Annotated in this window: 16 protein-coding genes; 5 read left to right on the forward strand and 11 right to left on the reverse strand. The window is 39.4% G+C overall.

Going from position 1 to position 21905, the window contains the following annotated elements; genetic code table 11:
• Window positions 1–229 precede the first annotated feature (229 nt).
• On the forward strand, window positions 230–634 hold the full coding sequence (locus tag H5159_RS17065; RefSeq protein WP_182681542.1) for a hypothetical protein: 405 nt from the start codon (window positions 230–232) through the stop codon (window positions 632–634).
• A 13-nt stretch (window positions 635–647) separates the two neighbouring features.
• Here the strand turns inward: H5159_RS17065 and H5159_RS17070 are convergent, their stop codons facing one another.
• The 3 genes from H5159_RS17070 to H5159_RS17080 are packed head-to-tail and all read right to left on the reverse strand — an operon-like array spanning window position 648 to window position 4355.
• Window positions 648–1436, reverse strand: a complete 789-nt coding sequence (locus tag H5159_RS17070) for a LytTR family DNA-binding domain-containing protein (RefSeq protein WP_182780715.1) — start codon at window positions 1434–1436, stop codon at window positions 648–650.
• Window positions 1433–2473, reverse strand: coding sequence for a sensor histidine kinase (locus tag H5159_RS17075; protein ID WP_182780716.1), 1041 nt, complete (start codon window positions 2471–2473; stop codon window positions 1433–1435). The genes H5159_RS17070 and H5159_RS17075 overlap by 4 nt, the downstream gene beginning before the upstream one ends.
• Window positions 2474–2501: 28 nt before the next feature.
• Entirely contained in the window at window positions 2502–4355 is a 1854-nt protein-coding gene (locus H5159_RS17080) for a CIA30 family protein (protein ID WP_182780717.1), read from the reverse strand.
• A gap of 1051 nt (window positions 4356–5406) precedes the next feature.
• Here H5159_RS17080 and H5159_RS17085 point away from each other — a divergent pair.
• Window positions 5407–6384 carry a helix-turn-helix domain-containing protein gene (locus H5159_RS17085; protein ID WP_182711697.1) on the forward strand — a complete coding sequence of 326 codons (978 nt, stop codon included), beginning with the start codon at window positions 5407–5409 and terminating at the stop codon, window positions 6382–6384.
• 419 nt (window positions 6385–6803) lie between these two features.
• Here H5159_RS17085 and H5159_RS17090 read toward each other — a convergent pair whose 3' ends face one another.
• The 4 genes from H5159_RS17090 to H5159_RS17105 form a co-directional block, all read right to left on the reverse strand.
• Complete coding sequence (locus tag H5159_RS17090) at window positions 6804–7730, reverse strand: DMT family transporter (RefSeq protein WP_182724055.1); 927 nt, start codon at window positions 7728–7730, stop codon at window positions 6804–6806.
• A 101-nt stretch (window positions 7731–7831) separates the two neighbouring features.
• Complete coding sequence (locus H5159_RS17095; RefSeq protein ID WP_024597340.1) at window positions 7832–8539, reverse strand: AraC family transcriptional regulator; 708 nt, start codon at window positions 8537–8539, stop codon at window positions 7832–7834.
• A 324-nt stretch (window positions 8540–8863) separates the two neighbouring features.
• Window positions 8864–10447, reverse strand: a complete 1584-nt coding sequence (locus H5159_RS17100) for a sulfotransferase (RefSeq protein WP_182780718.1) — start codon at window positions 10445–10447, stop codon at window positions 8864–8866.
• Between the two features lie 85 nt (window positions 10448–10532).
• Window positions 10533–12950, reverse strand: a complete 2418-nt coding sequence (locus H5159_RS17105; protein ID WP_182780719.1) for a TonB-dependent receptor — start codon at window positions 12948–12950, stop codon at window positions 10533–10535.
• A 478-nt stretch (window positions 12951–13428) separates the two neighbouring features.
• On the opposite strand from H5159_RS17105, the gene H5159_RS17110 reads away from it, so the two are divergent.
• Together H5159_RS17110 and H5159_RS17115 are read left to right on the forward strand one after the other, a co-directional pair.
• Entirely contained in the window at window positions 13429–14523 is a 1095-nt protein-coding gene (locus tag H5159_RS17110) for an NADH:flavin oxidoreductase/NADH oxidase (RefSeq protein ID WP_182733328.1), read from the forward strand.
• A 75-nt stretch (window positions 14524–14598) separates the two neighbouring features.
• On the forward strand, window positions 14599–15795 hold the full coding sequence (locus H5159_RS17115; protein WP_182780720.1) for an MFS transporter: 1197 nt from the start codon (window positions 14599–14601) through the stop codon (window positions 15793–15795).
• Window positions 15796–15877: 82 nt separating this feature from the next.
• On the opposite strand, the gene H5159_RS17120 is transcribed toward H5159_RS17115, so the two are convergent.
• The 4 genes from H5159_RS17120 to H5159_RS17135 all read right to left on the reverse strand — a co-directional run bounded on the left by H5159_RS17120 (window position 15878) and on the right by H5159_RS17135 (window position 20179).
• Window positions 15878–16741: a DMT family transporter gene (locus tag H5159_RS17120; RefSeq protein WP_182694245.1), complete on the reverse strand. Its 864-nt coding sequence runs from the start codon at window positions 16739–16741 to the stop codon at window positions 15878–15880.
• 232 nt (window positions 16742–16973) lie between these two features.
• Window positions 16974–17717 carry a FadR/GntR family transcriptional regulator gene (locus H5159_RS17125; RefSeq protein WP_002960591.1) on the reverse strand — a complete coding sequence of 248 codons (744 nt, stop codon included), beginning with the start codon at window positions 17715–17717 and terminating at the stop codon, window positions 16974–16976.
• Between the two features lie 427 nt (window positions 17718–18144).
• Window positions 18145–19131: a Gfo/Idh/MocA family protein gene (locus H5159_RS17130; RefSeq protein WP_182780721.1), complete on the reverse strand. Its 987-nt coding sequence runs from the start codon at window positions 19129–19131 to the stop codon at window positions 18145–18147.
• A 37-nt stretch (window positions 19132–19168) separates the two neighbouring features.
• Complete coding sequence (locus H5159_RS17135) at window positions 19169–20179, reverse strand: AraC family transcriptional regulator (protein ID WP_182780722.1); 1011 nt, start codon at window positions 20177–20179, stop codon at window positions 19169–19171.
• 102 nt (window positions 20180–20281) lie between these two features.
• Here H5159_RS17135 and H5159_RS17140 point away from each other — a divergent pair, with 102 nt between their 5' ends.
• Window positions 20282–21886 carry a GMC family oxidoreductase gene (locus H5159_RS17140; RefSeq protein ID WP_182780723.1) on the forward strand — a complete coding sequence of 535 codons (1605 nt, stop codon included), beginning with the start codon at window positions 20282–20284 and terminating at the stop codon, window positions 21884–21886.
• Window positions 21887–21905: the final 19 nt, after the last annotated feature.

Here is a 21905-nt window from a genome sequence, read left to right on the forward strand (position 1 = left end):
TTAGCTTTGAATTATTTACTCTTATCACTCGTTATTACCTTAAAGTAGCGCAAGCACACTGAATGAGCGCTTAGTCTGTAGTGGCGCAGCCAAAGCGCTGGATAAAATTACGATGATTGTTTGTTTACATAATAGGTATGGAATGCGAATATAATTTAAACAGTTATTGTTATGTAATTTATTAGGTAATTTACTAGGTATTTTACTAGGTAATAAAAAGGAACTCACAGTGAATAAAGCCTTAGTGATCATTTTATTGGTGCTTTCGTGGGCAACCCAAGCCGACTCGATCAACGCGCTAAATGTTGACCGTGCAGTACCAAATAGCATGCACTTATCGTTTGCAAACGATAGCAACATAACCCCTAAAAAAGGGGATTTTAAAATCGTTAATTATGTATTAATGAGCAATGAAGAGGGCGAACGCTGGGCTGTTATAACACTTACTAACTTATCGTCAGGCAATCGAGAATTAGGCGAGGAGCACTTACTTGCACTTTTTGCTGACGGCAGCCGATTTATGCCAATGGAATTTAAACTCGGTTTTAAAGGCAACGAAACACAATCGGTAACTGTATCGTTTGCCGATTATAAATTCCCTATTTTAAGTGTGTATTCGAGTAACGACCAGTAGCATATAGGATAAGTTAAATATGCAGCAATTGCTTTAACTTATCTGCGCCGGCTCTGCTGGTGCTTAGTTCAGATTTAATATCGTCATTTACAATCACCATAAGTTTGCCATTAAACCAGCGCTGTATTTCTTTAATGTGGTCAATATTAACCAAATAACTGCGGTGGATTCGTACAAAGTTATGTGCTGCTAAAGCATGCTCAAGCTGATCAAGTGTATCGCTTAAATGATGAAATGTATCGCCATTCCACGCCAAACTATTGCCCTGCTCCGATTTAATAAATTTAATATTACTAGGGGAGAGTAAAAATATCCGCTCACCGTTTTTACTAATGAGCTTATTTATAGTGTTTTTGGTTAATGTAAACGTTTGCTCGTTGGGTTCGTGATTGACTAGGGTATGTGCACGTTGTTGCTCTATTTGCTGCTGCGCTTTGGCGAGAGCTTTTTTTAGCCTAGCAATAGGAAAAGGTTTGAGTAAGTAGTCAGTTGAGGCGTGCTCAAAAGCTTCAATAGCAAATTGGTCATACGCGGTTGTGTAAATAATAATGGGCTGGTAGTTAAGTAAATCAATAAGCTCAAGGCCGTTAATTTCAGGCATTTGAATATCAAGTAATACCACATCAGGGGTCAGCTCATTGATTAATGTAATAGCCTCTTTGCCATTTGTAGCCATAGCCACCACTTCAACATGCTCCATTAAACTTAATTGATGGCTTAATTTTTCGCGAGCGGGAAGCTCGTCATCGGCAAATAATACGCGCATTTTAGTAATAGTATGTTGCTGTTTTTTGCTGTTCATAGTGCTAGCTCCAACGTAACCACTGCACCATTATTATTGCTCAGTAGTACCTTACTTTTACCAAGTTGTTTGACGCGCTTGAGTATGTTTTTCATCCCTACACCATTGCCATGCCCGTGCTTTATTACATCGCTCGAAAAACCCTTACCATTATCGCTAATTTGTATTTTAACGCCGTTTGGAAGCTCACTCAGGGATATATTAAGTATTAGCGAAGTTTGGTTGGCGTTGTGTTTAATGGCGTTTTCAATAATTGGCTGAATCAGTAGCGGTGGTAGCGATATGTCTTTAAGCCTATTGGGAATATGGTAATTAACCTGAAGTTTATCGCCAAAGCGTGCTTTTTCAATATTTAAGTATTTTTCTATTATTGTAAGCTCTTGCTGTAAAGGTATTTGCTGTTGCTCGGCGGTATCAAGGGAGTACCTCAAAATATCAGCAAGCTCATGCAGTACTTCATCGGCTAAATCAGGGTTTGTATGAATATAGGCCGAAATTGTATTTAAGCTATTAAACATAAAGTGAGGGTTTAGTTGATATCGTAATGTAGCAAGTTGGGCTTGTTTAAGTGCGTGTTTTTCGGCTGTTGCGCGTTTTTTATTTTCAATAAAAATACTGGTAAAGTAAATACACGATCCCCAAAGTAAGCCGTTAAATACAACAAATACTCCCATCGATTTATGCCCATCAAAAAGCTGTGTGAGTAATATATCGGTAAGCACATTACCAAGTGCCATAAATACAACTGCAATTAACCATTCAAATGCTATTTTGTTAATGTGTTTATTGCGAAGGTAAAAAATAACTGCTGCCGCACTCCAAACAGGAAGCCAGTAAAAAGTTACGAACCACACAGTTGCAGCGAGTGCACTACCAGTAGTAAAGGGGGCGGAGTTCGCGATTATTAGCCCAAGGGCATAAGCAATATCTACAATAAGTAGAATAAAAAAGCTGTATTTATAAAAAGGATGTTTGAGCATAATAGGTGCTTCTTTTTGTAAGTGATTAAACCATAACAAAAAACAGTCAAAACCCAAATGATTTTGTGTTTTGACTGCTACTCATTTAAAAGTAAGTTAGCTCTCTGATTTGTAGTGTGTTTTTTAATGACTCAATGCTTGCGCCTGGCATTTTACGCCACATTAAGTTAACCCCAGTTAATTCTGTTGCCGACCACGTAACTGGGCTACCAAAACCAAATTGTTTAAGTGTAGTGAAGGGAATATCAAGCGTGGTCCATTCATCGCGCGGCTTTAAAAGTACACTAAAGTGATCCCAATCTTTTACATCACTATGATAAACAGACAAAGCAAAAGGCGTGGTAGACCCTTTATACGTTAAGCGCACACCTTTAAATGCTGAAGCATCAGCCGGTGATGTAAATTTTATTTCAGCGCCTGCCCACGCGCCAAAGCTTGTTGGCTTTGTAATAGTTGTATCTATAGTTAAGCTATTTTTATGCGTGGTAAGCGTTGCCACAGACTGACCACCCATTACCGAGTCGCTTAAGGCTTGCCATGGTGTATCACCGGTGAAATCATCAATAACATGCTGCGCTTGGCTGCTTTTAATTACTTCATTACAAGTGGGGCCTTGTGGCTTTATGGCTTTGTTTTGAGCAATAAGCGCTGGGCGGTCTACTTGTATACCTGCTTTATAAACCTCTGAGATTGTGTGAATATGGTTTATATCATCAAGTGGGTTTTGCTTAAGCAGTATAAAGCTTGCCTCAAAGCCTTTAGCAAGCTTACCAATACTATCTGCTTTATTGATCGCTTGTGCGCCGTTAACCGTTGCCGCATTAATTATTTCACCATTAGTTAGGCCCGCTTTTTTAAGTGCATCTAACTCGTTATGTAACCCTGTTCCATGGATTGTGTATGGGTTTCCGGCATCAGAGCCGGTGCCTATAGTGATATTAGCTTTATGTAACTTTTGAATATTTGCATAAGCGGTTTTACGTTCACTCCATGCGTGTTCTTTCCATTTTGAAGGCGCAGGCACATTTTCAAACAAGCACTCTTGAAGCTTTTCGGGAATGGTTTTTAGTAACTCGTTTTGTGAGCTAATAGTATGGTTATGCTTTTCATCGCTATGGTTGTGGTACACCGCAAGGGTAGGAATGTAGGTTACATTATGCTGTTTCATTAGCGTAATAAACTCATCATCTATCGCTTCGCTATTAATACCGTGGGCTAAAGCCGTTGCACCGGCCTTAATAGCGCGTTTGCCATCATCTAGTGTAGAAACATGCACAAAATACGGTAAATTAGCCGCTTTAGAGCGCTTACCAAGATCGCTTAATTGGCTATCAGTCAACGATTTACCCACACCGCCAAAGGTTTCAATAACCGCTTTAGTTACATGGGGTTGGGTGCTTATATGTTTTTTCCATAGCGCTGCTATGTCTTCATTTTTGGCAATTTCGTAAGCGTTGCCACCAAACTGCGTGCCATGCCCGCCAGGGTTGGTAAACAATGTACCTGCATAAAAAAGGTTAGGGGTTAGTTGGGCTTCTTCTAATTGAGCGGCTTCGTTTAGAGTTTGCTCAAACGAAAACAAATCAACAATGTTAGTTACGCCTAAATACAAATTAGAATTAAAGTGCGATTTAACCGGCAAATACTGAAACTCAGTAAAGTTACTGCCTGATGAACCCAAATGTACATGTAAATCAATTAAACCAGGTATTGCATATTGGTTGTTGGCATCAATAGTTTTATCGGCGTTTTGTAGTGGGTCGGTCGCTTTGGCAACGTTTACAATTTTACCATCGTCAATATAAAGCGAACTCGGCGCAGAAAAGCTTTGCGAATTACTTTGGTATACACGAATGTTGTCGACTCGCAGGTCAATGGCATGCGCACTAAAGTGGCTTGTTAAACTCAGTGCTATAACTGTTTTTGTAATAATGTTCATGACTATATTCCTTATCAAAATAGGTATTTGGCGTTTTGTTGATAAGGAATTTAGCGAGTTTTTTAACCTGCTTCATTAATGTTTATCTGAATCGACATTTTTTGCCGTTGAACCGACACTAAAGTAAGTAAACGTAGTGGTGCGCTCAGACTAACTGAACTAAATATTATGAATTAGCGATAGATCCCTTCGGCGGGTATGCCTATTTTAAGACAGGGTTTTAAAATTTAATCTTGTTTGAATGACTTTTAAAGGCGGCTAGGAGCGATTAACAGCCGCTCAAGCATCTTGTAATTGGAATCCATTTTTCTCTATAGCTGACGTTCGAACCTGCTTTACTAATGCTAACTATTAGCCGAAAGCTGACATTAGTTTTTGTAAAAGAATAAACAGATTATTGGTAATTCAAACCAATATATACTGCATGTTTGAGGGCTAGTGTAAGCTCGTTGCTGCCTTTGAACTTCCATCACTTGATGCTCATTTGAGCCTAAAGCAGTCAGTAATGAATTCGGTTTCAAGATCACTTTGTGAGTATAGAAGACGCTAGCATTTAATTTTTACACAGATTTCTAATGAATTAATCATGTCAAATTACTGAAAATTATTAATAATAATGTAAATTAACAACTTAAATCGAGCAACCGTTAGTCAACAAAATTGACCCATTACTAACATTCTTTTTTTGAGGTGGTTTAACTATGGATGCCCTAGTTATGCTATGGGTGATTTTAGCAATTAAACACTAAACTCTTCCCTAAGCGAGTGACAAAATTGGATCAAACGGGCACCTTTAAAGCTTTTGGGCTGGAAGACCTGCCTGATGGGGAAATTTTGCCATAGATTGACAGCTTAGTTATATTTAGGATGTCTAATTTGGTTCGTCTCTCAAAATGAAAAACTAACTTGCTAGCACCAAATAAAATGTTTAAATTTAGCTGTTTAGCCTAATTGCAACCGCTGGTTGACAAATTAACAACTTGACTTGCTGGTCTGCAACTACCTGACTTTCTATGCTTACCGCTCAACAACAAATGAAGGAATGAACTTTATGATTTTAGCAGAAAAGATTGTCAGATTAAGAAAACAAGTTGGTTGGTCGCAGGAAGAATTGGCTGAAAAGATGAATGTTTCTAGGCAGTCAGTGTCTAAGTGGGAAAGCACTAATAGCATACCTGATTTAAATAGGATAATTATGTTGGCGGAGCTTTTTGACGTATCTACTGACTTTCTACTAAGAGATGAGAATGAAGCTTTTGATTCTCATGATGAAAATAAAAAGCCTGATATCATTCAAATTAGTTTAGAACAAGCAGCAAAATATATTGAAAATAAGATGGAAGTGTCAGCCTTAATCACTAAAGGAGTTATACTTTGTTTATGCTCAGTAGTACCTTTGTTTTTCTTCTTGGCAATGGCTGAAACCAATCGATTGAACCTGACAGGCAATATCGCAGCAGCGATAGGAGTTGTGTGTATTGTAGTTATGGTCTCTATGGGAATAAATTTTTTTCTCAGAGCCAACCAATATGAAAGCGATATAGCGGTAATAGATAATGAAGCATTTGAATTAGCCTATGGTGTACATGGTGTTTTCAATGAAAAATTAACAAAGTTCAGACCTACCTATAATCGAAGATTATCGTTGGGTATATTTATGTTCATTATCAGTTTTGCACCTCTTATGTTTGCTAGTATGCTTTTCAGAGGCCCAAGTATAACTCTAATGATGCTAATTGTACTTATGCTCATCATAGCCGCTGGGATATACATTGTGTCTCCTGTTGCGGCTAAATACGAGGCTTATAACAATATTCTAAAAGATGGGCCTCTAGATACTGTAAAGAGTAGACGTGTAAAACGTGCTGAAAAACTCGCTGCATTCTACTGGCCTTTGCTAATCGCTATCTTTCTTGGTTGGAGCTTATGGACTATGGATTGGGGCGTAACTTGGATAATTTGGCCTGTAGGGGCTGTACTTTTCGCTGCACTGGTTGGATTAATGGAGTTGCTGGATAAAGAAGAGTGATGAACATGATATGCATCTTTATCAGCGATACAAAAACCTAATCTTAACCAGTAACTTTCTAATATGGCAGAGATTAGGGGGATACAAATAAGTCATCTAAATATAAATACTTGAACAACCGCTATGCTGGCATTTACGATCATCAATCTAGACCTAAATATAAATACTTGAACAACCGCTATGCTGGCATTTACGATCATCAATCTAGACCTAAATTCAAATACTATAAATGGCACTTTAGCGAAGTTCGGCTGTGAGCGTGAGGCAGACTGTGAGAAATTATGATGTATGAAGTCAATACTCGTCTCCTTGGTTATTACATTTTATGAACGTTCGTTACGAGCGTTCATGTTTTTTACTTTATATAAATGAATTATACCCTATGGTAAGCTTTTAAAAGCATTGTCAATGCTCTTAAGCTACATAGATTTAATAGGTACTCTTAATTGCTTTTGAGGTTTGATGGTTTGCATTAATAGGCATAGTGATACCAAAGCCACACCTATCCAACCAATTATCTTAAACCTTTCACCAATAACGAAAACGGCTAAAACAGTTGCAACTAATGGTTCTATTAAGGTAATTAATGTCGCTTTACTTGCATTTATATAATTCAAGCCAAAACCAAATAATAAGTATCCTAAAAACATTGGAATTACTGCCATATACAAAGATACCAATGCATTGGTTGCGCTTGAAAATAAGTTATCACCTGTAAACCATAATGAAGGGAGTAACAATAAAGCAGCACAACCAAACAGTCCTGACATTGACGATTTCGAATGAACTCCACTTTCAATTAAACTCCTTGCTGCCCATGAATAACCTGCATAGGTTAATCCAGCAATACACCCCAAAAGAATACCCAGGCTCTGTTGATTAATACTGTATGAAGGATCATTACTCTGATCTCTACCTAACGTTAATAAAGTAATACCTATAGCTCCAATAACAAAACTCAGTACCCATTCCAGTGATATATTTTTTTTACTAATTAGGCTTTCAAGGATTGCAGCAAAAAAAGGTGCCGTAGCAATTGAAACTACAGTGCCAATTGCAACACCTGATAAACGCATTGAAGTATAAAATGCTAATGGATAGATAGCGACAGAAGCGGCACCTAAAAGTAATACCTTAGGCTGTGAAATCATGAGCTTATAATCTATAAATAACGTTTTTCGTGCTGTAATAACAAGTAGCACTCCCCCTATTCCCATAGAGAATGCACCAATTGCAAACGAACTCACATCAGGGGAATAGCTTGCTGCGGTGCCTGTTGTTCCCCACAAAAAACTAGCAATAATGATAGCAATTACACCTTTAAAACTTCCGTGATGACTTTGCATAGTGATACCTGTTTTTTATTATTTCAATACAGAAATTGTATGCTAATGATGAAAGGAGTTTTTAACAATTAAGACGCTATCGTTGACAATAAAGACTAAGTTTACTTTTTGAATTTATTAGGTGGTAGGCCAAAGAATTGTGAAAACTTTCGGCTAAAGGCTGACGGCTCTTTGTAGCCTACTTTTTCACCAATGATTGATAGTGGATAATCTGTGTGTGTTAGTAAAGCTTGCGCTTTTTCCATACGAAGTTTGGTTACGTATTTCATCACAGTCATATTTGTTTGTTGCTTAAATAGTTTCTTAAACTGCGTTTCGCTTAGAAAAGCAGATTCAGCCAGGCGTTTAATGTGAAGTTGCTCTGCAATATTTTGCTCTATGAAGGATATTGCTGTACCAATACGGTTATCTACTTTTGGCAATAAAGGTTGCTCTGCAAGCAGTAAACTGAACATTTCAAACATCGCCTGTTCTAATTGAGCATTAACTTTATTTTCTAATTGGTTTTCGATAAAGGTTAAGTAACTTTTAAGGGATGAGTTAATTGCAAAAACAATACAGTGAGAAGATGAAATATTTAGGGGTAGGTTTTTCATGTCCACAACTACAAATCTAGCTTCAGTATCTGCAGTGAACAAGTGCTCTTCATTGGCTTTAACTACAACACATTCACTTGGCGCAACTTTACCATTGAAATCACCAACGCATATATTTATGACACCACGTAAAGGTAAAACCAATTGATTAAAGTGATGTGAGTGACGGGTTGGTTTTGTGCTATAAGAACGAATGGATAATAGATTTTTCATAATAACAGAAATGTATGGCCTTATTTCATCCTGATTTTGGTTATACATAGTAGAGCAATGGATGACAAAGTGAAGTGTTAGTTTTATTGGCTCTTTAACTTAAACCTCAATGACTGCAATGGTGTGTGAGTTCACATGGCTTAGCAGTCCCACTAAAGGCTTTGAAAGGTAATATCTGCTGTTGGCATTCTCCGCCACTCCACAACATAAAATGTAGATAATAATTGGCAAGGTATTTTACTGTGTCGGATGGCGCTTCGCTTATCCGACCTACACGTACACAAAGCCGCTTATTTGGCGTCTCTCACCGGTAAAATAAAGCGTTTACTCAATACTAATACCTTGTTTTAAAAGGTACTCCACTGCTTTATCAGTATGTGGCTTAAATGCTTTCCAACGGCCGATTGCTTTATTGTTAAGTGGTTGGCGTACTTGTACTTTACTGGCGGTAGAGACCGGTGCGGTGTTTAAGTGAAAATCTATACATTGCTCCTGCCACTCTAAGTTACAAAAGCTGACTAACTCTTTAATTTGTTGCTCGGGCTGTGCGACTAATTCTTCGTATTTTACTAATTTTATATTGCTGTGCAGGGTACTAAAGTGCTGCATTAGTTTGTAAAAACGGCTGTAAAATTTTGCTGTGTCGAGTAAATCGAGCGAGTACGCGTAGTAGGGGTTATTAATGGTAAATAATTGGCGATAGTTGCCAATACAGGTGTCCATTGGATCGCGCAGCATACAAATTATTTTGGCGTTTGGCAGTGCTTTGGTTATTAAATCGATATAAAAAAAGTTAAACGGGAGCTTATCAATAAAGTGTTTATGGCTGCCTGTTATTACGCGTGTTGCGTTTAAATAGGTTGACCCAAGCTGATTAAAATCAAGCTCGTAGGCTTTACTGAGCGTTTGAGTGTCGAGCACATGGGGTGTTTGTGCTTGGCTCAGCTTTTTAACACTTAGGCCAAAGTCTTGTAATTCACCGGCTGATTGCACGTCGCTGTGGCTCGATAAAATACGCTCAACCAATGTGGTTCCAGAGCGGGGCATGCCTAATACAAAAATAGGTTCGGCCGTTGGGTTAGCTTGTGTTAGCACTTGTGTGTGCTGCTCACTTAAGCGTTTAATATGTTCAAATAACTCAGTTGAGCTTTTATGATCAAACGGCTGTACAGCACGTTTTACTACTTTACCTTGCTCTAACGCGTTAAAAGCGTCTGAAAACTCACCAATATCTTGATACTCTTTAGCTAAAGCATGGCCAATATGCAGTTTTGCATCGGGGTGTGTTACTTGCTCAAACACGTTTTTTAAGCGTTCAATATGATTGTTTTGTGTACTTACTTTAGTTAAATCACTTAATGCAAAATGACTTTGATGGTGCAGCTGGTTAAGCGCTATGGCATTTTCAAAAGCGTGTTGGGCTTTATCAAATAGCCCTAAAAACTTAGCACTTACACCGTAGTTATAATAAAACTGAGGTTGAGCTTTGTTAGCTGCTGTAGACAGTGTAATAGCGCGCTCAAAGTAGTTAAGTGCTTGCTCGTGAATACCTGCTTGAGTAAGTGCAACGCCGAGTGTGTCGGCATCAAGTGCTTTAGTTATTTGCTTTAATGGCACCGATAGTGCGGTGTTTTTTGCTTTTTGTAATTCGCCAGTAAGTGCGTAACATTTAGCAAGTTGCGCGGTATATTCAATACTTTTGCCAAGGGTGAGGGCTTTTTCGATGAGCTTTATTGCTTTGTGTATTTGCCCAACAGTTAAATTAACCATTGCCAGCAAAAAATACCCATCAGCAAAGTCTGGTTTGAGTGTAACTAACTCCACTAGGGCTTTGTGTGCTTGCTCTATTTTACCTTGGTTTAGGGAGTGTATTGCGCTTTGATGAAGTTGCTTTAAATTTGGCTGCATGGTTTTTGGTAATTATTTTGTGAAAGAAAATAAAAAGGCTCAAATAAATTTGAGCCTTAAAACATTGTTTAAAAATTACTATAAATTATATTTCAAATTTGTAGTTAAATTTAACACCTACCGTAAGCGGGCGATTAATGTAATGGCCGTAGTTACGTTGTATGTCGGCACCATTTGCTGATGTTATATCGGCATCTGAACGACGAACGGATGTAACCGCGTATTTGTTGAATAGGTTATCAACATATAGGGTAGTTGACCATGCATCAGCTGTTAATTTAGCTGATATATTACTTAAGCTGTAACCTGGTAGTGTTTCGCCGTTATCACGAAGCCCAACTCTTGAAAGCACGTCGCTTTGCGCGGTTAAACCGTAGTTAATATCAAGGGTTTTATCGCTAAATACATCTGTTTGATAGTTTACACCCATTGAGAACTGATGCTCTGGAGAGCCAGGTAAACGGTCGCCGTCTTCTGCGCCATCGGTACCATCGGCATTAAACAAAAATGGTGCGTCTGATGTTAGCTCTGCTTTTGTGTAGGCATAAGTTGCATAAACTGAAAACGAGTCAGATAAAATCGCACGGGTTGAAATTTCAATCCCTTTTGCATTTGCGCTGCCTGCGTTTGAAAGGTACGTTAATTGACCTATATCTGTAGCGCCCGTAATTTGTGCATCATCCCAATCGATGTTAAATAACGCGGCGTTAAAGTGTAGTTGGCTTCTAAACCATGTACTCTTAAAGCCTAACTCGTAGTTTGTTGTGGTGTCGGCTTCAAATAATAATTCGTCAGGTTGACCACAACCTGTTTGTTGATCCTCAGAAATAGGTTCCTCACATGACACTAAACCGTTTGAACCGCCAATTCTAAAGCCTTCACTTACTGTTACATAGCCCATTACTGAATCAGTAAATTGATATTTAGCATTAAATTTAAATAAGTTACCGTTATCGCCAGCGTCATCTTTTTCATATGCAACTGTGATGTCGTCAGGACCCGCACCACCGTACAATGTATTGGCTAGTGGGAAGTCAAAAGCTGCTTGCGACTCTACATCGTATTCGTAAAAACGGGCACCAATGGTAATATCTAATTTGTCGGTTACTTGGTAGCCAACTTCACCAAATAGTGCAGACTCAGTGACTTTACTTTTTGTAAGCTCTAAGTATTCTAATGAGTCTGGTCTTAGCTGCTCGCCACCAAAGTTATCGATAGCGAATTGGTCAAACCCAGGCGTAAACTCTCTGCTTGATGCTTCGGTTTCTATTTTGTTGTAAAACGCACCAACAATCCAGTTTATGTCACTATCGCCTTGCGATACTAAACGCAGCTCTTGGGTGAAGGTGTCTTCTTCTTCAATCTCACGCGTGAAAGATGAAAACGAAGGAAACTCTTCATAGCCGTAATCAAGACGAATAAGTAAGTCTGTTTGGTCGCGTTGGCCGTCGGCATCAAAGCTCGAAATACCAGTAGCCGATACCAGCTCTGCAAAACCTAGGTCGGCTTTTAGCTCAAGGCTTAGTAATTGATCTTTTTTCTCGCGAGGTTCTTCAAAGCGATAAGCCGACTCGTATTTACCTATTACGTCGCTTAAACCGTTGTTTGCATTAAGGCTGTTGTAATGAACAATCGAGCGGCCTTCGCTGTCTTGGTTTTGGTAAAAGTAGTTAAGCGTACCTTCAAACGATTCATTTGGTTTAAAGCGAACAGAAATACGACCAGTAGTGGTGGTTTCGCCGTTGGCGTCTTTTACATTTTTAAGGTTGTTGTTAACTGCTGAGCTATCGCTCCAATCTGGATCTGGCAACGAGACGCCAGGCTCACGTACTACATAACCGTAATCGATAAAACCAGGATCTTCATATACGTTTAAGCTTGCGCGTACTGCTAATTTATCTTCAATAATAGGAAGGTTAAATATAAAGCCGCCTTCGCCACCTAAAGAGTCACTTTCTTTTGTTTGAAATAGGTCGCCGTATACTTCAAGCGATGTAAAATCAAGCTCAGGCTGTTTAAGCATGTAGCGAATTGCACCGCCTAATGTGCCTGCACCATAAAGGGTGCCTTGTGGCCCAATTAATACTTCAACGCGCTCAATATCTACTAGGCGCATATCTACCGAAACTGGAATTTCGTTTATATAAGTAGATACTGTGCCGCCATCTGACGATGGACCAGAAGAATTTGTATTTAAACCACGAACAATAATAGGCGAGCCTGAGCGGCCACCTTGATCAGTAATTGTTAAACCAGGTACCCAGCGTGCTACATCCGCAAGCTCATTGATATTTTGATCTTTCATAATATCTGCATCAAGAGCGGTAATATTTAGCGGTGCATTTTGCACAGAGCCGCTGCGCCTTGTTGCTGTAACTTCAATTACTTCGAGTGATTTGTTTTTAGCGGCAACTTCTTCTTGAGCAAGAGCGGCATTTGGTAATAAAAATACGCTAGAAACAGCGCTCGAAATAGCCAAGGTTAACAAGCTTGGTTTAAACATAAAAAGTGATCCCCAGTTCAAATGTTTTACATTAGTAAATTAAGTTAAGTAGTTTATCAGGGAGTGAAGTAGCTGGGAATATTTAAATTGAATTTTAATTCACTTTTATAGAATAAATATGGCTTATTTTCAGGGTTTTTATTTGGTTAATAGGCAATACAAGCAATAGCTTAGTGGAATTAGGTACAGTTAGGTTAAAAATTACACCCTTGTTTAAAGGTAAATAGTCATTCATGTTTTAAAGCTGGTGTTATGACGTGCTCGTTAAACAGATTATTACATTAAAATTAATATTTCATAATGTCATTACTTATACTTTTATTAGCACTATTAAAGTGTATTTTGATCCCCATTAAGAGTGTTAAGTCGCCATTACTAGTGACAGTTTAAGTTATTGAGTGAGCGTGTTTGATTGCCGCTTCGTATTCTCTTTTTTATTTTGTCCGCACTTTTTTGTGCGTGTTTTTAAGGATTAACAATGAGCCAACTATTTTCGCCTTTATCACTTGGGCAAGTATCGTTAGATAACCGTATTATTATTGCCCCTATGTGCCAGTATTCAGCCAATAATGGCGCTGCTAGTGATTGGCATACTATTCATTTAGGCCAATTGAGTTTAAGTGGTGCAGGGTTACTTATTTTAGAAGCAACAGCAGTAAACCCAGAAGGGCGTATTAGCTACGGCGATTTAGGGCTTTGGAATAACGAAACCCAGCAAGCACTAGGCAAAAGCCTAAAAGCAGTAAGGCAATACAGCCCTATGCCTATTGGTATTCAGTTAGCGCATGCTGGACGCAAAGCATCGACTGAAAAACCATGGGACGGTGGCGATGCCATTGCACCTGATGATGTAAATGGCTGGCAAACGCTCGCACCTTCGGCAATTGCGTACGACGCTAACAGCCCAGTGCCAAAAGCAATGAGCCAATCTGACATAGATTCACTAATTAAAGATTTTGTAAGTGCAGCTAAACGCGCTGATGAACTCGGCCTTGATTTAATCGAGCTTCATGGTGCGCATGGTTACCTGTTACATCAATTTTTGTCGCCACTTTCAAACAAGCGAGATGACAACTACGGTGGCAGCCTAGAAAACAGAATGCGCTTATTACTTGATGTGTTTAAAGCGGTAAGAGCGGTATTCCCCAGTAATAAAGCAGTGGGTGTGCGTATTTCGGCAACCGATTGGGTTGAAAGTGGCTGGGATTTAGATCAATCGATAGTGCTTAGTAAAGCGCTTGATGAACTAGGTTGTGATTTTATTCATGTAAGTACGGCGGGCCTAAGCCCAGAGCAACAAATACCAGTTAAACCTAATTTCCAGGTACCGTTTGCAACAGCCATAAAAGAAGCAGTTAAAATGCCTGTTATAGCGGTGGGTTTAATTACACAGGCGCAACAAGCCGAAGATATTATTAGTGAGCAGCAAGCCGATGGCGTAGCACTAGCGCGTGGTATTTTATATAACCCGCACTGGCCGTGGCATGCAGCTGCAGAGCTTGGCGCTACAGTAACTGCACCTAAACAGTATTTACGCTCAAGCCCACATGGGCAGCCATCACCAATAAAATAAAGTTTAGTTTTTTTGTAGAAACCCAACCCGCGTTTGCGGGTTGGGTTTTATTATTTTTATAAAGTAGAGACACACATGACCCAAACAGGCGTTTCAGCGCAACCCCTTAGCAATACACTCGTTACTATTATTGCTTTGTGTTGCGGTCTTATTGTTGCCAATATTTATTACGCTCAACCTATTATTGAGTTACTTGCCCCAGAAGTTGGATTAAGTGCGCACAGTGCTAGCCTTATCGTATCGCTTACACAAATAGGCTACGCTTTGGGGTTGTTTTTTTTAGTACCACTAGCTGATTTAGTTGAAAATAAAAAGCTTATGTTGGTCACTCTTGGTGTGTCGTTTTTGAGTTTAGTGGGTACGGCACTTGCTGATTCACCTAATGTAATGCTTATTTTGTGTTTGATGATAGGTATAAGTTCGGTTTCTGTTCAGGTGCTTATTCCACTTGCTGCGCATTTATCGTCTGACGAAAAACGCGGACAAGTTCTTGGTAATATTATGGCGGGTTTGTTGTTAGGTATTTTGCTAGCAAGACCTATATCGAGCTTAATAGCCGATCACTTTGGTTGGCGCGCCGTATTTTACTTTGCAGCAGGGTGTATGGTGTTTATTGCTGGCGTAATTTATTTTGCTATTCCAAGTAGGCAACCAACCCATAAAACAACGTATTTTAAGTTATTAAAATCGCTTAAACAATTAATGATAAGCCAGCCAGTGCTGCGCCAACGTTCACTTTTTCAAGCGTTAATGTTTGCATCGTTCAGCTTATTTTGGACGAGCGTACCGGTTGTGCTTGCCCGTGAGTATGGTTTATCTCAATCAGAAATAGCACTGTTTGCACTAGTGGGTGCGGCAGGTGCTGTAGCAGCCCCCATTGTTGGGCGTTTGGCAGATAAAGGCTATACACATCAGGTATCGTTACTGGCCAAAGTAATTGCAGCAGTGTGCTTTTTACCAAGCTTATTTGAGTTACCTTACGGCATTATAGTATTGGCATTAACCGGTGTGTTTATTGATTTTTCTGTGCAGGCCAATATGGTATTGGGTCAACGTGCAGTGTACGCACTAGAGCCACAAAGCCGTGCGCGTTTAAACGCTATTTACATGACTAGTATATTTGTAGGTGGCGCAGTAGGCTCGCTTATTGCCAGCCCACTATATGAAGCAGGCGGTTGGACTGGTATTGCACTGGTGGCTACCGGCATGCCGCTTATTTCGTTGATTGGCTATTTGGTTACAACTAAAAAGCGAAGTAAGGCTGTGAGTTAAAAAATTACCGGATAAAACACAATAAAGTCACCATGTTGTGTGGTGACTTTATTTAGCTTGTTTAGGTTAGTTTGGTAGTTAACTAAGTAGCCTGTTTTTTTGCGTTTGAAAAAGAGCTACCAACAGATGCAATAATTACAAGCAAAATAGCGAGCCACTGCCATAAAGTAAGTAATTCCCCCAGTATAATAAACCCTGCGAGCGAGGCAATTGCAGGCTCTAAGCTCATCATTACGCTAAACCCTTGTGAAGGCATGTTACGAAGTGCAACCATTTCAAGTGTGTAAGGCAATGCGCTTGATAAAATAGCAATGCCAATACCCAGTGGGATAATTTCCCACGTAAACGCGGCGCTTTGCATAATGCCACCGTAAGGCACTAGCACTATAGCGGCAACAGTCATGCCCAGTGCGACAGTGGCACCACCAGAGCTTTGTGTGCCGGTTTTTTTACCAAATAATATATAACCTGCCCAACATGCACCGGCACCAAGAGCAAGCGCTACACCTAATGGATCAAGGCTATCTTGCCCGCTCATATCTGGAAGCAGAAGCAAAATACCAGCAATAGCACAGGCAACCCAAAATAAATCACGTTTGCGGCGTGATGAAAATAAGGCAACAGTAAGCGGGCCTGTAAATTCAAGTGCTACACCAATGCCTAGTGGAATGCGTTCAATAGCGTAATAAAACAAAATGTTCATGCCGCCTAAACTTAAACCATACACAATTATAGGAATACGATTACCCGTAGTGGGTAAGTGTTTCCAAGGTTTAAACACTAAGCAAAGTATAAAGGCAGAAAAACCAAGCCTAAGGGCCGTCGTACCCTCAGGGCCAACAATTGGAAAAAGCTGTTTTGCAAACGACGCGCCCGTTTGAATGGTCATCATGGCAAGCAATACACACACGATAGCCAGTAAATAACTTTTTGAAGATGCTTGCATTTTTATCCTTGAGTTGAGTAACTCTATCAATTAGTTATGTAATGCAGGGAGTATAAAAGCTAAACCCACCCGATATTAATGGCGGCATAGTATCTTTTTTTAAATTTATAGGTAAGTGTTTGCGACCAAAAATAACGCAATAAAAAGTATATTAAATAGGGAAGGTAAATAAAGTAAGAGGTAAAGTTAGCAAACAGGCGTTTGCTAACTTTAATCAGTTGGTTAAAAGGCCTTAGTGGGCACTTTTATTAACTAAGCCATCGAGCGAGTAGAGGCCTCGTTTTTCATCATTTTTGCGTTTAATTTCTTCAAGTGCACGCGATTCTACAGCGTCAAATAAAGCGTTAATTAAGCGGTTAAAATGTTTGTGCATTGCACTGCGCGCTGCATTTGCATCATGCGACTTTAGGGCTGTATAAATAGCGGTGTGTTCATCCATAACGCACTCGTTATTGTTTTTACACACACTGCCATAGTCAGCAACAATTTGTGGATTTGTTAAACGTAAATCCCACAAGTTAGACACTGCAAATTCAAGTGCTTTATTACGCGTTGCTCTAGCTATAATTTCGTGGAACTCACGATCGGCTTGCTCAACATATAGGCCTTTTTCCATAGCAATTAATGTTTTATTTAGTTGCTCTAGTTCTTCTTCTGTAATGCTTTGAGCAGCTAGAGCGGCAATTTCGCCTTCAATTAATGCGCGAGCTTGAGTAAGTTCAAATGCACTGATCTCTTTTGATTTTATAGATGCATTTTTTTGTTCTACTACGTAAACACCAGAGCCAGTTTTAACTTCAACTCGGCCACGTACTTCTAATGCGATAATAGCTTCTCTAATGGTAGGGCGGCTTACATCAAACATTTCTGCAAGTTCACGTTCAGGTGGTAAACGACTCCCAGCAGAAAATTCGCCTTGATTTATTAAAGACTCAATTTTATCAACTATGCGCCAAAATAAGCGACGATTACCCATACTTTACCTTCATTACCTTAAGGAATAATGGCCTCTGGGGCCTATAAGTCAAAACCAACTGTTAATATCAGAGGTTACCTTAAAATTCACTATTATGTCAAAATTCTAACGCGATGTTAGGGTTAAAAACCACTATACACCAACGGTTGCATTCTTGTATTACCAATTTAGTTTAAAATAATGTAATTGGCCAGCTTGATTGGTAATGTTTTTATGTGTTAGGTTAGATTTAAGGTTATTGAGTAATAAATATTGGTAATAAACCGAGTTGGGTTGTCAGTGTTAAGTTTGTTGTAGAAGTATTTGATTGCCCATGGATGGGGATCGCTATTTTAAAGTGTTTTGTAAAATGTGTCGTTGTACGAGAGCTATTTAAGCTTTCTTCTGGGCGTTAGCTGTCGTTGGTTAACGCCCATATTTTATTTAATTAGTCGTTAGGGTACACAACCCCAAGCTGTTTGCGCGCTTCATCAAGAACGCTCATTACGTTACTGGCTAAAATGTGCGTATTAACAGGTGACTCAAGGATATTTTGCTTCACTAATGACATGAAATGCTCAACTTCGTATTTCATAAAGTGCTCATCAAACGGCTGGGATATAATCTCTACATCACCATTATTAGCAATAAATTCCACTTTTTTAAGTTGCGATACGGCTTCTATACGTATGCGCCCAAGCTCGCCTTGTATTTCGGTTATGTTGTCGCCTTGCGATATTTTGGAGTAACTAATAACGGCTTGTTTATCTGCATAGTTTAGTAATACATCCCCCGCACCATCTACACCAGTATCGAGCAATACGCCACTGGCACTCACGCTTTTTGGTGCCCCCCAAAGTGCAATTAATAAATACAGCGGGTAAATCCCTAAATCAACTAAAGCGCCATTTGCAAACTCGGGTAAAAATGTATTTGGGCGTTCACCATTTTTATACCTATCGTAACGCGATGAGTATTGACTGTACTGGCCAATATATTTACGAGGTGTGCCAATTTTTACCATTGCCTGTTGTAGCTGTTCATAGTTAGGCAAGTGAGTGGTCATCATGGCTTCCATGTAAAGGCGCTGATGCTTTTTTGCTGTAGCTATAATGCTTGCAAGCTCTTTAGAATTGGCAGCTGATGGTTTTTCGCCAAGGACATGTTTACCCGCTTCTAGACACATAACGGCATATTGTTTGTGTAAGCTGTTAGGGGCGGCTATGTAGACAGCATCGACATTTTGATCTTGGCAAACTTGCTCGATTGAGGTGAAAATTTTTGCTTGTGCATTTTGTGGGTGTTTGGCTAAAAATGCTTCGCCGCTAGATACTGCGCGCGAGCACACCCCATATAAATTAAAATCGTTTAACGTATTTGCAGCGGCTAACAATGTGTCGCTAATAAAATTGGTGCCAACAATAACAAAGTTCATGCTCACTCCTTAGCTTAAATAAAAATAATAAGAGTATTTAGTTTAACATTTTTTTAGTTCTATATGCTCGAGGAGAACATCCAAACCAGCGTTTAACATTAACACTTAGTGTTGCTTGTTCCTGATATCCTAAAAGCTCAGATATGGTTGAGATTGTAAATTGGTTTTGCGCTAAATAGTGTGCAGCTAAAGCGCGGCGAGTGGCATCTTTTAGTTTTACAAAACTCGTATTATGTTTGATAAGTTCTCGATGCAGAGTACGCGGGTGCATACCCAGCGCAGCTGAAATAGTTTGGTTACTACATTGATAAATAGGAAGCATAGGCCTAATTAGCGCACTAACTTGGTTGGGCAACGGTTGTGTTTGTTCTTTGTTTTTTGCCAAGAAGTTTAGCGCTGCTTGTACTTTATTTAGTTTAGGGTGATCAAGCTCAAGAGTTAAATCACTTTTTGAGATTACAATGCCAGCGCTGTTGCGATGCTCTATAACGTTACAACCAAAGTAAGTGTTATAGGCACGAGTATTAGTACTTAACTTTTTTGGCAAAAATATATTAATTGGTTTGCAGCGGTTATTACTCAGCTTTTTAATAACAGCTAATGCTAAACCAATGGTTAGCTCAATGACTTGGTTTATGTGCGGTAATGGTTTTAAATTAATTTCGAATGATAAAAACAAGCTTTTATCATTCTCTAAAGGGTGCGAATTTAAGCTAAGTGCAGGGCTGTGTAAGTGAAGGTATTTAATAACCCAATTAAGTGCATCACCTAAATTAGTACTACTTTTGGCAGCTATTGCAATATGTCCTAAAATATCAAAGTTTTGTCTACTTGCGAGCTTAAGGCCAAAACTAGAGCAATTGAACTTACAAGCACAGTATTCTAAAAGCTCAGCGTAATCTCGATAAGGTAAATATTGGTTGTCGAGATTTTTAAAGTCAACGTTACTAATATTACAGCTTTGCATTATTTCATGCGGATCGCCGCCAAATTCGCTAATTAGCGTGTCTATACCTTGTAATGACGTGGCTCTGATTAGGCTGCTCATGGTTAACCCCAAATAAGTGATGTCTAAAAATATCAAGTTTTATTGGGTTTTTCTATGCACTATTACTGTTAAGGCCGTTTAAAACTTTTATTAAGGTACACCATGAACAATACAACATTTGATTACATTGTGATTGGCGCAGGCAGTGGCGGCTGCGTTATGGCATCGCGATTGTCTGAGGATAAAAATGTCAGTGTGTGTTTAATTGAAGCTGGCGGCAGCGATAAAAGTGCATTTGTGCAAATGCCAGCTGGCATAGCAGCGAGTGTGCCTTATGGCATAAATAGCTGGCATTACAATACGGTGCCACAAAAAGAGCTTAATAACCGCTGTGGTTTTGTGCCGCGCGGCAAAGTATTGGGTGGCTCAAGCTCTACCAATGCAATGGTTTATATTCGCGGTAACAAATACGATTACGATAATTGGGCACAGCTTGGTAATGAAGGCTGGGATTTTAAGAGTTTACTCCCGTACTTTATTAAATCTGAGAACAATAAAGCGTTTATAAATAATGAGCTGCACGGAACAAAAGGTCCGCTACATGTACAAGAGCTAAGTAACCCAAGCAATGTAAACCAATATTTTTTAAATGCCTGTGCTGAGCAGAGCGTTAATTTAAGCGACGATATAAATGGCAAAGAGCAAAGCGGCGCGCGTTTATCGCAGGTAACTCAGCACAATGGCGAGCGTTGTAGTGCAGCAAAAGCATATTTAACACCGTATTTAAACCGCCCGAATTTAACGGTATTAACCCATAGCCACGTTAATAAAATAAATGTAACCAATAAGATAGCGCAAGGTGTGCAAATAGAGCGCAATAAAGAGGCTATTAATTTACGTGCTAAAAAAGAGGTAATACTCAGTGCTGGCGCTATTAATTCGCCGCAAATATTAATGCTTTCAGGCATTGGCCCAAAAGAGCAGTTAAGTGCGCATAATATTAAGGTTCAGCACGTACTTGAAGGTGTTGGCGCTAATTTACAAGATCACTTAACGGTAGTGCCACTTTATAAATCAAAAACAAGTAAAGGCACATTTGGTATAAGCCCGCTTGGCATTGCCAGCATTTTAAAAGGATGCGTTAACTGGTTTAGTAAACGAGAAGGGCGATTAACCAGTAATTTTGCAGAGTCGCACGCGTTTATTAAATTATTTGAAGGCTCGCCAGCGCCCGATGTGCAGCTAGAATTTGTAATAGGGCTGGTGGACGATCATAGTCGTAAATTACACACTGGGCATGGTTACAGTATACACAGCAGTATTATGCGGCCCAAAAGCCGAGGTACTATTACATTAGCTGATAACAATCCGCGTAGTGCACCGCTTATTGACCCTAATTATTTAAGCCATCCAGATGATTTAACTGTAATGCTTGCTGGCCTTAAAAAAACACTCGCTATTATGCAAAGCAACGCTTTTGATAACATACGCGGTAAAATGCTCTACCCGCTTGATATAAATAATGATGAGCAGCTAATTGAGTTTATACGCCAAACTGCAGATACCGAATATCACCCGGTCGGGACATGTAAAATGGGGCAAGACTCAATGGCAGTGGTAGATACTAATTTACGAGTACACGGGGTAAGTAACTTACGCGTAGTTGATGCGTCGATTATGCCTACTATTATTACCGGCAACACAAATGCGCCGGTAATTGCGATTGCTGAAAAAGCGGCTGATTTAATTAAACACGAAAACGTATAATTGAATTAACAATAGCAGG

The organism is Pseudoalteromonas sp. SG43-1 (assembly GCF_014164415.1).
Taxonomy (GTDB): domain Bacteria; phylum Pseudomonadota; class Gammaproteobacteria; order Enterobacterales; family Alteromonadaceae; genus Pseudoalteromonas; species Pseudoalteromonas distincta.